Raw genomic sequence first — 13176 nt, 5'->3', positions numbered from 1 at the left:
TGTAATCCAAAAAATATTTATTTGGCATAAAAATTTTGTTTAACAGCCTATTTTTGCGGAACAAACTGCTGCTTAAATTCAAATAAATTAGGATTTTCCGGTTCATAAAAAGCCCGTAACCAATGCACATTTGGAGAACCAAAAGTTTCAACTCTAGTAAAATTTTTCATTCTCGGTAATTGAGTCTCATCGGTAAAATATGGTAAAGGTTTATCGATGCGGAAATAGTGAGTATCGCCGTGAACGAATACAACCTGCCCTGGGAAATTGCCTGTTTCTGTTTCCAGAGTTGCGATAAAATCGTTGTAGCCACTTCTTCTTTTGTCCGTCGGATCGAGTTCAAATCCCGGATTTGCCTGTGCAACTAACACAATTCCTTTGCTGTTGCTGCGTTTGGCTAAAGCAAAACATTCTTTGATCCAGGCTAAGTTAGCCCAATTGCGATCGGCATATTCTGCATCTGCTTCGGGAGTGCGGCCAAAATTGTTGTTGCTTCCCGGCATATTAATCGCCAAAAACACAACGCCATGATAAATCCAGCGAACATTTTCGCGGAATTTAGCAAACTGCGGGTTTTCGCTTTGACGGGTGAGAGTTAAGGTGCGCTTTCCCAAACTTTGATTACCGTTGCTAAATATTTCCCGCAGTTTAGCGAGTCTTTCTACTGGATCGTAACTGCCGTTTTTTGAACGGTGGCAATCCGTCCATTCATTGTCACCATAAGCTAGAATAAACGGCATCTCAAAATTGTCAAATAACTGCTTGCGGCTGACAAACGTTGCATCATCGCACACACTAGAACCGTTTTTAATGTCGCCGTCGTGGACGACAAACGCTGCGGGCGATCGATTGATATCTGCAATCAAACTCGGAAATTGTGCTTCCTGTTCGGCACTGTAGGGCAAATCGCCAATCAAGGCAAATTCAAAAGGTTTATCGGCCCAACTTTCAGCATAGCTCAAAGTACCTAAACCGATAACAGATGCAAAAATGATAAATCCAATAATCAAATATTTTTTAAACATTCCTTCTCCAGTAGCCAGCAAACCATCGATATCCTAACAAAACTTGTCAACATCTCTGTTTTCTTCTTTTCCTCTGTGTTCTCTGTGCTCTCTGTGGTTCAAAAAAAAAAACTGCCTAAATTGCGATTATTAATGATACCATAAACACGATAAATTACTATAGATAAATTATGAAATTTCCCCCGACGCTCTCGGTAATAGCTGCATTGTTAATGGCTAGCTGCAATATCCAAACGCCACAAACCAACACACAGCCTACAGAAAGTCGCTCGCCAATAGCAACCCCTGTTCCCCCCCAACCCAAGTCTGAGATCAAAGAAGCAAAACTAATTGCTGTCGGCGACATCATGATGCACAGTACCCAAACGCGATCGGGCTACGACGCAAAAAAGCAAACATACAATTTTGACAATTTCTTCGCACCAGTTAAAAGTATCCTGTCAACAGGCGATTGGGTAATCGGAAATCTCGAAACACCTTTAGCGGGCTCCGATGCGGGCGGATATACGGGATATCCGCTATTTAACGCACCGGCTCAATTAGCGGATGCTGCTAAAAAAGCCGGATTTAATATCTTGACAACAGCGAACAATCATGCTTTAGATCGTGGAGAAAAAGGGGTAATTAGGACGATCGCCAATCTGAGCGATCGCAAAATTGCTGCCATAGGAACAGCCACATCAGCCGCCGCAGCCGATCGCACTTTTATCAGCACCAAAAACAACATTTCACTAGCCAAGCTAGCCTACACCTACGGCACAAACGGCATTCCCATACCCAAAGGCAAAGATTACTTAGTTTCCCTAATCGACGAAAAAAAGATAGTCAAAGACATAGCCAAAGCCCGCAAACAAGGAGCAGATATTATCGCAATTTCCCTGCATTTTGGCGACGAATATCAGCGCCAGCCAAACCCCCAACAAAAACAATTAGTTGAAAACCTATTAAAAGCCGGTGCAGACATCATTCTAGGCAGCCATCCCCACGTCGTCCAACCTTACAAAATTTTTAATTTTCCCGGCAAAAATGGCAAAACCCGCAAAGCTGTAGCCATTTATTCAATGGGAAACTTCATTTCCGGTCAGAATAAAAAATATACAGACTTAGGCGTGATTTTGCAAGTAAATATTCGCAAAAAATTTCCCGAAAAAACCACAGAAATTACCGATGTAAAAACACATCCTACTTGGGTACACCGCTATACTCAGAACAATAAAACTAACTATCGCGTTTTGCCCTTAGAAACAACAGTCAGCCAGAAAAAAGATGCACTGCTAGCAACTTCACAGTATCCTGTTTTAGCAAAATATTTGCAGGATATGAACAATCATCTTAATTCTTTAAATAAACCTCAAGATAACAAGTAATCCCTCCCTCAAGCAGGGCAGGGCGGTTTCATTCTCGCGAAAATCCCGATTTTGACTCTTGTAGTGCCAAGAATGCCTACCCCTAGAGACGACTTCACAGGCGTTTGAGACATGGGGGCTGCCACGGGGGGCAGCCCCTACAAGAGAATGAAACAGCCCTGATATCTGCGGTGAAAAAAAGAGAATGTATTAACCGCCCCGGACAAGGGATTGACGCCCATTTACCCAGAGGTCGAGAATAGATAGATGAATAATTTCGATGCTAACAGATTTGATATTACCCGAAATTAGGACACCGGAGTGCCGTTTCCCTACAATCAACCGGGCAATGATTATATCCGATCGCGATCGCCCACAACTGTGCACGATTCTGATGGAGTTCTTCCGTATAATTCTCGCCGTGATAGCCAACTATTCCTGACGCTAAAACACGAGGATAGAAAGTAAACTTGTCCCTCTATTTGAGTACAAGTTTTCACCTTGACTCCAGCCAAGTCTAATAGATAGTCTAAGGATCGCGAATTAAATAACTTATAATTTTAATTGTTATTGTGGGATGGGCGTCCCGCCCGTCCACTCATGACGGGCTATAAGAGCCCATCCGACTTTCAAGAGTGGAAGTTATTTAATTCTCATTCATAAATAAAAATTCATCCCTCTCACTGTATTGATTGCTATATTTTACGCCATAAACTCAGGAGAGCTTTTTCTTCTCCCTCCTGCCTCAAAACTCCAATTCCTAGCTTGGCTGCTTTCATTTAGATTCTCCCTACATATCTTCGGGATCTGGTGCGATCGGGCGCAGTTTTTTTAAAGTCGCATAAATTTTCAGTAAATACCGATCTACACACTCGCCAAACCCAAAGTTAAAATATACCCAATAAAAAATAGCTCCTCCTAGCTGTTTTTTTGTCCAGCTAAATATCAGGGAGTGCATCTACGTGTCAATAAATAAAACGCTCAAAGGCAGAGCCACTACACCTGCCCCAGGTTTTACCATGATTGAGCTATTGATAATTATTTTAATCATAGGAATATTTAGTGCGATCGTCGCCCCCTCTTGGCTAATGTTTATCAACAACCACCGTTTAAAGGTATCGCTCGATCGGGCTTATTGGGCAATGGAACTTGCCCGCAGCAACGCCAAACGATCCAAAATTTCATGGCAAGCCAGCTTCAAACAAGTAGGAGAAAACGTACAAGTAGCAGTCCATCCAGCCGACATTCCCCCAGCCCAAATACCAGCCAGTCAATGGAAAAACCTAGAACCGCAAATTCAAATAGATCCAGATGAAACAACAGTGCTCCAAGTAAATGACAGCAACGAGCAAAAAACAAACGGCACAATCCGGCGCGTCATGTTCAACCACAGAGGTTGCCCCGTATCTCGAAGCGACCACGACTGCACGCTAACGAGTATAAGAGCCAAAGGAACCCTAACACTATATCATCCCAATTTAAGAAACAGCCAACGCTGCATCATCATCTCCACTCTCCTAGGACATAAACGCACCTCCCAAAGACAATCAAAACCCAACGACAACAAAAGATATTGTTACTGACAGGGCGCTCAATTATTTTGGGCTAGGGAAACGGCATTACCGCGTCGTCAATAGCCTTGTTGTCGATGCTTATATTCGATGTCAATTCTTGACGCAATATCTCCGATCTAACTCACGCCCAGAGTACCATTCTCGCTTAACAGGCTTTTCGCCCTGTTCCGCAAAGAGTGAATTTTCTTGTGGAACAGGCAGAAAAGCCTGTTCATAAAAGGCTTATTGAGAATGGTGCAACATCTCAGATACAGCATATTCCAGGTTCATGAAGTACACACAATCTTGTAGTAAGGATCGCGAATTAAATAACTTACAATTTTAATTTTTATTGTGGAATGGGCGTCCCGCCCGTCCAAAAAGGACGGGCGGGACGCCCATCCCACTTTCAAGAGTGGGAGTTATTTAATTCTCATTCCTAAGTAAGGTGCGGATACACCCGTCAATCTGCAAGTTCTATTTAAAAGGTCGCAGATCCGCACCCTACATATTAAAATCACACAACATAAATATAGCGGCTACTTTACTTCATCAACCACCGAATATGCTGTATAATCAACTACTTCTTACTCGGCGCAATTTTCTCAATAGAAATCAGCGCCTCCATCACCGACTCCACAATCGGCGCCGCCACCGTACCCCCCGAAGAACCCTCCTTCGGCTCATCAATCACCGCCAAAACCACATACCGAGGAGCCTCCACAGGCATGATCCCCACAAAGCTAGTAATAATCGCCTTGTCAGAATAACCCCCACCAGCATTAGCTTTTTGAGCCGTGCCCGTTTTTCCAGCAATCCGATACCCAGGAATTTGTGCAGCTTTCCCCGTACCGCCATCAACCACAGTTTCCATCATTTCTAACACCTGCTTAGTAGTTTCCGGCGAAAAAACCTGCTTTGGAACCGGCCTCGGAAGCTTCCAATAAGCTTCACCTTCCCTATCAAAAAGTCCCCGCACAACGTGAGGAGTCACCAACTTGCCACCATTAGCCAAAGCGCCGTTAAGCTGCACCAACTGCATCGGAGTAATCGAAAAACCTTGCCCAAAAGCCGTAGTAGCAACTTCCACAGGAGAGTTAATAAATTGCTCTCGATTTTTAAGTTGACTGCTTACTTCAAAAGGCAAATCAGTTCCCGCCGTTTGTCCGAGTCCGAGTTTTTCTAAAGCTTGATAGTAAAGAGAAGGTTTCATGGTTCTCATCATGTGCACCATCCCCACATTACTAGAATGTTTCAAAATCTCAGTAACAGTCGAAGGGCCGCGCGCGCCTGCTCTTTGGTAATCGGAATTTTGGATAGTCCAGGGATTCATGTAAATCCGACCTTCATCGTTAAACACGGTATTAGGTTTCACCGCACCCGCTTCCAGAGCGATCGCCACATTAATCGCTTTAAAAGTCGAACCAGGCTCATAAACATCAGTTACAGCCCAATTTTTATAGCGCGACAAATCGAAATTAAAATATTGATTCGGGTCATAAGAAGGTTCCGCCACAACTGACAGCAATTCCCCGTTACTGGCATCCATCACAATCACTGTGCCCCGCTTCGCATCGTGTTGCTTCATTTTTTCCTTGAGGGCACTGCGGGCCGCCCGCTGCAAGCGACTGTCGATCGTCAATTGCAATTTCAAGTCATCAAGCTGCACAAATCCCGCCGTCAGCCGATCGGGAACCCAATTCCCATTGCTCGACCTGCTAAACTGAATCGACGGCATCGATCGTTCCAACAAATTCTGCTGGCTGTATTCCACCCCAGCTTGTCCCTTCCGTTCCCCATCCACATAACCGAGGATATCCGCCGCCAACTCCTGCTGTGGGTAAAAACGCTGCTGCTGACGCAGCAACTCCAAGCCATCCACCAGACTCTCTTTAATTTGCATCCCAGCGACGCGATCGGCAACCTCTTGAGGTAGAGACTCCGCAATTGTAATACCGCTTTCAGCAAGATTAAACCTGCGTATCAGTTCAGTTTCCGACGTAGTGCCCGGAGTCAGTTCGATCGCCAGCATCGGAGCCAACTTAGCAGCAATTTCCGCCTTCGAGTGGTTAAATAACTTCGGGTGAGCGTAGAGCGTGTACACCTGTCTGTCGATCGCCAAAACATTTCCTGCGCGGTCAATTATCGGGCGTCTCGGTACAAACGGCTTCGTTTTGAGAGTTTGCTGCTGAAGAGCTTGTTTACGCAGCGCCGGAGCTCGCGTCACCTGCAAATAAAACAAATTCACAGCCAGCCCCAGCCCCCCCAGCATCAACACCGCCCACACCGCCCACAAACGGAACTTGCTGCGCTTTAAACGCTCCACCGGTCGCCCCCAAGATGCAGCCGTCTGTTGTGGCGATCGGCCGAAACTGCCGGAATCTCTAGGTTTTGCTGATTTTTTCCACCCAGTACGCGCGGCGAAGCTATCCCGTAGGGAATCGCCCGCCTGTTTTGTGCGTTTGAAATTCGGCGATCTGTAGCGGTCAAAACGGGGGTCGTAGCTCATGGCATTAAAAATTCAATAGCAAGTTAGAGCGTTGTATAATTGATAATTTATAACTTAAATCTTAAAATATAAAATTCACGGCTTGGGAATGAGCAGTCCCTATCAGGGTTTGGATCGCACCTAAAGTTGCATTCTGTTTTTTGAAGTGGTCTTAATTATTTTTAATCTGTAACTTCCGGTGGGAAACTGAAAATCGATCGCGACTTGGAAAAAAGTCAAAAAGGAAATTAGAGCCTCAAATTCTCATGCCCTCGGACACTCATGCCCGGAGGGCGCTCTCCGCTTTGACACAGGTTTAATAGCCCAGCGGTGTTTCCACACCGGCTCGATTCTGGAGAGCGGGCTCAGAATTTGGTGCCGCAACGGGCGATCGAGTTTCAGGGGCCGGCTGCAAGAAAATCGTGTCCCCAGGATTCTGCGGAGCCAAACCGGTTTCGGGATTTTGGGCTTCTTTAGCAAGTTGGTGTTTCAAGACTTCACTAGAAGCACTCAATTGTTGTTCCCGGAGGCGCAGAGTTTCCAGTTTTTGATACTCCTGACTCCAGCGCTGCTCGCCGTAAACTGTCAAGCCGTAGAGACTCAGAGCACCGCCCAAAAGCATAACTGCTACCACTGAGGAGGCGCGCTGTGCCTGCAGGAGCGAGCGCAACCACACTGGCTGCTGCTGGCGATTGGGCAAGACTTTCAGCACCGATGCGGACTGCCGAACCTGAGCCTGTTCGTCTGCTGGCGAGTAGTTGGGCAATACCGGCCCTGTCTTCGCCCGCCTAGCTTTGGCAATAGAAGTAACTTTGCTTTTGGCTGGGCCAGCAGCGGGCTTGCGGGTCGATCGGGAGCGGGGAGAATCCGGGGATCTGATAGCAGCGGTCATAAAGTTCACCAATACGTAAAGTGGGGTAGCTTCAGCTTGATTGAGGTTAAGAGTTTTTTGTCTCCCAGAGCGCCAGTAGTGGCTATCTGCGTTCGATCGGTTATCCTTACCAAGGATACCTCACAAGCCAACCAACCCATCCTACCACTGGTCTCTTTGACTTCAGGATTTGCCAAAAAAAAGAAATCTTTGCTGGTTAGCGATAATCTATGTGAAATTTATTAATAAATGCAGTATTGTAATCAACGAGCGAATCGTTGAGCTATTCGTGCCAGCATTGTTTCTCAAGTACACTCTTCCCTTCCTTGCGATGGGTTTTCAATCTTAAGGAGTTTTTATGAACAAAGGATTAATTCGTTTGACTTTGGTCGTGGGCTTGGCAGCAGCCCTCGGCGCCTGCGGAGGAGATACCACCACCCCCAGCTCCCCTAGCCCCTCTCCGGGCGCTGGCACTACTAATCCTCCTGTTTCTTCTCCATCTCCAAAGGCTACTCCAACTACTAGCCCTGCCCCTGCTCCTAAAAAGCCCTAACTAGGGCTATCTCGGAGTTGGTTCCCAACGAGCCTAGCCTCCAGGTGAAAAATCGTTCGCTCCTCGCATTTTTTCATCTCATAGGTCTAGGTCTCAAGTTGGGTGTTAGTGATTCTCTGCTGCTTTTACTAAAGTTCAGTACGTCCCGTTACCGCAGCAAAGTCCGCTGATTCGCTGCGTTACAGGAGCATTCCCTTTCAAGTAGAAAATTTGACCAATAATTTCTTGATGGTACCGGCCACGTGATTTATCCGTGGAATCAATCCAAAATCCTTGCAGCCTCAAGCCCCCGGATTTATCCGTGGTGTCAATTCTTTAATCTAAAATCTAAAATCTAAAATCGAATGACTCCCGGCCTGCACCTTTTGAAACTCAAGCCTGTGACAGGATGTTTGAGGACATTGCCAGTGCTGCTGCTTCAACTGAATATCAACCGGAGGCAAGCGAGACTCGACGCAAATTTTGCACTCTATGGAGTCTCGCTTGCCATCCCCGCCGCTGTGGCCCGCAGACGAGAGGAAAGCAAGCAGAGACTTGGATGCTCGAAGACTGAGTCCTTTAGCTTTGATTCCTCAATACCGAGTTAAGCATCCTTCGCCGTTTGAGCGTATTGCCCAAATTTACGGACTTTGTGGGGAAACCCCGCCTCCGAGATGTGAAAGTCTACCGATCGGGCGATGCTCCCTGCCTGAAAATTCCAGGTAAACTATTAACTGCTCCCCAACACTTACAGGGTTGACCCTCCGGGAGTCGCCAATCGACAAGAGTTTAATAAAAACTCCCGATCACATATAAAAAAATAAGTCAAGGATATTTGGGAAAAAATATAAATTTTTCAATTTGTTTGAACTACCAGCCGGGAAGTCCCTCGGTATATTTAGAGGGGACACATCTGAGCGCTGCGCGAAGTACCCCGTTGGGAATTACGCCCGCGTGATGGAAAGAAGCGTCGGGTGGAGGGACGGAAACCGACAATTAGACTTAGCCACTATGAATTAATCTTCGGAAGTATCTTGATTTTCGATGTACTTCCTAAGTGTTGAAATGGTAATCTTTGGTGTGGCATTTTGGACATACACAAACTATACTATGCAAAGGTCGAAAAAAGAAAGTTAAAAAATGCAACTCACTTACAAATACCGCCTCAAACCCACAAAAGCCCAACTAACAACGATGGTGGCTCACCTAGAGCTCTGTCGTCGGCAGTACAACTACCGACTTGGCGATAGATTTAGGTGGTGGTCAGCCACGAGAACACCTATCAACGCCTGCCCCTTGATTGTTTCGATAGTCCCGATTGAGGAAATTTATCAAAATATTTCTTTGACGAGAGTGCAAACTAGGGATGGTAGAAAAAAGGATGAGTCAGGCAATCCTCTAACCAGGAAAGGTGATGTTTTCTCGAACATTGAAGGCGGATATGTACAGTGGCAAACCATACAACTGGCTGACCTGAAAAACACAAAAAAGTTATTCCCTGATTATAAAGTGTTAGATTCGCAGGTCTTGCAAGATGTCGTCAACAGGGTGGAAACTTCCTTTTCAAATTTCACCACGCCGGACACAAATGGCAATCGTAGAGGCAAGCCCAGATTCAAAGGGCTTCATTACTACAAATCTTTCACTTATCCTCAACTAGACAATCTTGATATTGTCAAGGACGAGGAAAATAGGATTTGTATTGACCTCGCAAAAATAGGTCAAGTACCTATGGTTTTCCACCGTCCAATACCAACAAGGTTCACAGTTAAGACGGGAACAGTTATCAGAGAAGCTGATGGGTGGTATATCTCCCTGACGCTAGAAGATAAAACAGTTCCCGTAACGGTTGCAGAAATTCAACCGACGGTCGAAAATACTGTTGGCATCGATATGGGAATCACTAATTACGTCTATCTTTCCAATGGCGAGAGAGTTGAGAATCCTAGGTTTTTGAGGAATTCTGCCCAGAAATTGGCAAAACTTCAAGCGAAGTTAGCTAATAGAGTCAAGGGTTCTAAGCCTTGGAAGATTATCAAGGACAAGATTTCCCAACTCCATCAGTTTGTAGCTAGATCCCGATTAGATTTTCAGTTTAAAACTGCACATGAGCTATTCGGTAAATGTGAGGTTTTAGTTGGTGAAGACTTGAGTGTCAAAAATTTAACTAGACGTGCCCAGCCCAAGACAGATGTTGAAAATGGTAATTTGGTTTATTTGCCGAACGGTCAGTCAGCTAAAAGTGGCTTGAATAAATCCATGCTTGATGCTGCTCATGGGCAATTCGCCAGCGTCCTAAAATATGTCGCCTGGAAATTGGGTAAAAGCATTTTGTTTGTCTCTCCAAGAGGAACTTCTCAACATTGCTGGAATTGCCTCAACAAAGTACCGAAAGAATTGTCGGAGCGCTGGCATTCTTGTCAATGCGGAGAATCTTTGGATCGAGATAAAAACTCAGCTAAGCTTATAAAGAGAATTGGTCTAAGTTACGAAAGTGGCGGGGGAACTCCGTCACTCAAAAAAGCCTTTGAAAAAAAGGAAAAAGAAGCCGGCGGTCTAACTGTACTCAGTTGACCGTCAGGTTCGTTCACTATTTCTATACTTAGATGTTAGCAGTAAAACCCCAGCTCGGCCGTCGGCAAGGCAACAGCCTGCTGTGTGTGCAAGGACGCGCGCTGGATCTGCAGCAGTCAAGATCGTGCTAATCAGTGGTAGGATCAGCAATCAAAAATGTATCGAAATGTAAAGTGCAGCGCCGCTCTAGGTTTTGAAAGCCATTTAGTTAAAAGATTGAGGTAAGTAGTTTTATGCCCGCGACCGTCCCCTTTGAACAGATTGACCGCATTGTTTGGAATCAGCACCACGATCCATTTGAAGTGCTAGGCCCTCATGCGATCGAAGAAAATGGCAAAAAAGTCTGGGTCGTCCGAGCTTATCTGCCGAATGCGGATGCGGTATCCGTAGTTTTGCCGGAGGCCAGGGCCCAATACCCGATGAAATCAGAGCATCACCCTCACTTTTTTGAATGTACGATCGACACCCCAGAACTAGCAAACTATCAATTGCGGGTCAAAGAAGGGGAACACGAGCGCTTCATCTACGATCCCTACGCCTTTCGATCGCCCAAACTCACAGAATTCGACCAGCACCTATTCTCAGAAGGCAATCATCACCGGATTTATGAAAAATTGGGGGCGCACCTCACCGAAGTAGACGGCATCACAGGAGTATATTTTGCCGTTTGGGCCCCGAATGCCCGCAATGTCTCTGTTTTAGGAGATTTCAACTATTGGGACGGCCGCAAACATCAAATGCGGAAATCGCAAAACGGCATCTGGGAATTATTTATTCCGGGACTATCCGTGGGAACTTCCTACAAATACGAAGTGAAAAACCAAGACGGACATCCCTACGAAAAGTCCGATCCTTACGGTTTCCAGCAAGAAGTGCGGCCCAAAACAGCATCAATTGTCACCGACTTAGATACCTACACTTGGCACGACAGCGCTTGGATCGAAAAGCGGCGGCACACAGACCCACTGACGCAGCCGGTTTCGGTTTACGAATGCCACATCGGTTCTTGGCTGCACGCCGCTACTGACGAACCCGCCGTGCTACCAAATGGGGAAATACAACCCGCCGTGCAGGTTTCGGAACTCAATCCGGGGGCGCGCTTTCTGACTTACCGGGAATTAGCCGATCGGCTGATACCATACGTCAAAGATTTGGGATTCACCCACATCGAAATGCTGCCCATCGCCGAACATCCTTTCGACGGTTCTTGGGGCTATCAAGTCACCGGTTATTTCGCCCCAACTTCCCGCTACGGCACACCTGAAGATTTCATGTATTTTGTTGACCAGTGCCACGCCAACGGCATTGGCGTACTGGTGGACTGGGTACCGGGACATTTCCCCAAAGACGGCCACGGCTTGGCTTTCTTTGATGGAACTCACTTGTACGAACACGCCGACTCCCGCAAGGGCGAACACAAAGAGTGGGGAACCCTAGTATTTAACTACGGCCGCAACGAAGTGCGGAATTTCCTAGTATCAAACGCTCTGTTCTGGTTTGACAAGTACCACATCGACGGGATTCGCGTAGATGCCGTAGCCTCGATGCTTTATTTGGATTACTGTCGCGAACCTGGAGAATGGCTGACCAACCAGTACGGGGGCCGGGAAAATATCGAGGCTGCAGATTTTCTGCGTCAGGCGAATCACGTCATTTTTAGCTATTTCCCAGGTGCGCTGTCGATCGCCGAAGAATCTACCTCTTGGCCGATGGTATCTTGGCCGACCTATGTAGGGGGTTTGGGCTTCAACCTGAAGTGGAACATGGGTTGGATGCACGATATGCTCGACTATTACCACATGGACCCGTGGTTCCGCCAGTTCCACCAGAACAACATAACTTTCAGTATGTGGTACAACCACAGCGAGAATTTCATGCTGGCTTTGTCCCACGATGAAGTAGTGCACGGCAAAGCCCACATCATCGGGAAAATGCCAGGAGACGAATGGCAAAAGTTTGCAAACGTGCGGTGTTTGTTTACTTTTATGTTTACTCATCCCGGAAAGAAAACGATCTTTATGGGGATGGAGTTCGGCCAGTGGCACGAGTGGAACGTTTGGGGGGATTTGCAGTGGCAGTTGCTGCAATTCGAGCCGCACCAAAAGTTGAAGCTGTTTTTTAAAGATTTGAACAATTTGTACCGCAGCGAAACGGCACTTTACAGTCAAGATTTTGCTGAGGATGGGTTTGAGTGGATTGATTGCAGCGACAACCGACACAGTGTCGTGGCATTTGTGCGCCGAGAGAAGGATGGCGACGAGTTTGTGGTGACAGTATGCAATTTTACCCCGCAGCCGCACTCTCACTATCGCGTAGGAGTGCCGGAACCTGGTTTCTATACGGAGTTGTTTAACAGCGACGCGCGGGAATACGGCGGCAGCAATATGGGGAATTTGGGAGGCAAGTGGACTGAGGAGTGGTGGTTCCACAACAGTGCTTATTCGATCGACTTGTGTTTGCCACCTTTGGGGGTGTTGATCTTAAAGCTCGATCGGGCAAAAACAACAGCAAAATCTCAACAGTTTTAAGTTGGGAGTGGTGATAGTTTTGAGTTAAGAATCAAAGCTTTATTAAACCTAAAGCTTTGAGGGTATTTAGAAACCCGGTTTTTTGGACAAACCGGGTTTTTTCTGTTTTGTTGTTGCGAAAAAAGGAAGTTCTGCAACGGATTCGCTTTCTTAGGATTTAAGGAGTTTAATATTAATTCCGGTGTGCGATTCGTTTAGCCTAAATGGATAGGTTCTCCTATCCAGGGACGGTTAGCCTGACTCCGCTGCGAGTTAGTGA

At 46.3% G+C, this 13176-nt stretch carries 9 protein-coding genes; 6 read left to right on the top strand and 3 right to left on the bottom strand.

The features are described from left to right. Positions 1–47: 47 nt before the first annotated feature. Positions 48–1025: a hypothetical protein gene (locus QT984_RS01020; protein ID WP_333234106.1), complete on the bottom strand. Its 978-nt coding sequence runs from the start codon at positions 1023–1025 to the stop codon at positions 48–50. Positions 1026–1195: 170 nt separating this feature from the next. On the opposite strand from QT984_RS01020, the gene QT984_RS01015 reads away from it, so the two are divergent. Next, positions 1196–2392, top strand: a complete 1197-nt coding sequence (locus QT984_RS01015) for a CapA family protein (RefSeq protein ID WP_333211724.1) — start codon at positions 1196–1198, stop codon at positions 2390–2392. A gap of 941 nt (positions 2393–3333) precedes the next feature. Next, a complete protein-coding gene (locus QT984_RS01010; RefSeq protein ID WP_333211722.1) occupies positions 3334–3954 on the top strand; it encodes a transcriptional regulator in 621 nt (206 codons plus the stop codon). A 550-nt stretch (positions 3955–4504) separates the two neighbouring features. Here QT984_RS01010 and QT984_RS01005 read toward each other — a convergent pair. Further along, positions 4505–6433 (bottom strand): penicillin-binding protein 2, encoded by a 1929-nt coding sequence (locus QT984_RS01005; protein WP_333211720.1) that lies wholly within the window; start codon positions 6431–6433, stop codon positions 4505–4507. Positions 6434–6728: 295 nt separating this feature from the next. Continuing rightward, entirely contained in the window at positions 6729–7304 is a 576-nt protein-coding gene (locus QT984_RS01000) for a hypothetical protein (RefSeq protein ID WP_333055768.1), read from the bottom strand. A 337-nt stretch (positions 7305–7641) separates the two neighbouring features. Here QT984_RS01000 and QT984_RS00995 point away from each other — a divergent pair, with 337 nt between their 5' ends. The 4 genes from QT984_RS00995 to glgB all read left to right on the top strand — a co-directional run bounded on the left by QT984_RS00995 (position 7642) and on the right by glgB (position 12917). Further along, the gene (locus tag QT984_RS00995) at positions 7642–7836 is read left to right on the top strand and encodes a serine protease (RefSeq protein ID WP_333055767.1); all 195 of its coding nucleotides are present in this window, start codon (positions 7642–7644) and stop codon (positions 7834–7836) included. 344 nt (positions 7837–8180) lie between these two features. Further along, positions 8181–8423, top strand: a complete 243-nt coding sequence (locus QT984_RS00990) for a hypothetical protein (RefSeq protein ID WP_333211717.1) — start codon at positions 8181–8183, stop codon at positions 8421–8423. Positions 8424–8955: 532 nt separating this feature from the next. Further along, on the top strand, positions 8956–10389 hold the full coding sequence (locus QT984_RS00985) for a transposase (RefSeq protein ID WP_333055766.1): 1434 nt from the start codon (positions 8956–8958) through the stop codon (positions 10387–10389). Between the two features lie 233 nt (positions 10390–10622). Beyond that, entirely contained in the window at positions 10623–12917 is a 2295-nt protein-coding gene (gene glgB / locus QT984_RS00980) for a 1,4-alpha-glucan branching enzyme (RefSeq protein ID WP_333055765.1), read from the top strand. Positions 12918–13176 lie beyond the last annotated feature (259 nt).

The sequence above is a fragment of the Microcoleus sp. Z1_B2 genome, from assembly GCF_036700325.1.
Classification (GTDB): domain Bacteria; phylum Cyanobacteriota; class Cyanobacteriia; order Cyanobacteriales; family Microcoleaceae; genus Microcoleus.
This window is presented reverse-complemented; position numbering and strand designations above follow the sequence as displayed.

What these genes read in the sequence shown, in the direction of transcription:
- QT984_RS01020 (WP_333234106.1), bottom strand. Translation starts at nt 1,025, where the DNA reads ATGTTTAAAAAATATTTGATTATTGGATTTATCATTTTTGCATCTGTT.
- QT984_RS01015 (WP_333211724.1), top strand. Translation starts at nt 1,196, where the DNA reads ATGAAATTTCCCCCGACGCTCTCGGTAATAGCTGCATTGTTAATGGCT.
- QT984_RS01005 (WP_333211720.1), bottom strand. Translation starts at nt 6,433, where the DNA reads ATGAGCTACGACCCCCGTTTTGACCGCTACAGATCGCCGAATTTCAAA.
- QT984_RS01000 (WP_333055768.1), bottom strand. Translation starts at nt 7,304, where the DNA reads ATGACCGCTGCTATCAGATCCCCGGATTCTCCCCGCTCCCGATCGACC.
- QT984_RS00995 (WP_333055767.1), top strand. Translation starts at nt 7,642, where the DNA reads ATGAACAAAGGATTAATTCGTTTGACTTTGGTCGTGGGCTTGGCAGCA.
- QT984_RS00990 (WP_333211717.1), top strand. Translation starts at nt 8,181, where the DNA reads ATGACTCCCGGCCTGCACCTTTTGAAACTCAAGCCTGTGACAGGATGT.
- QT984_RS00985 (WP_333055766.1), top strand. Translation starts at nt 8,956, where the DNA reads ATGCAACTCACTTACAAATACCGCCTCAAACCCACAAAAGCCCAACTA.
- glgB (WP_333055765.1), top strand. Translation starts at nt 10,623, where the DNA reads ATGCCCGCGACCGTCCCCTTTGAACAGATTGACCGCATTGTTTGGAAT.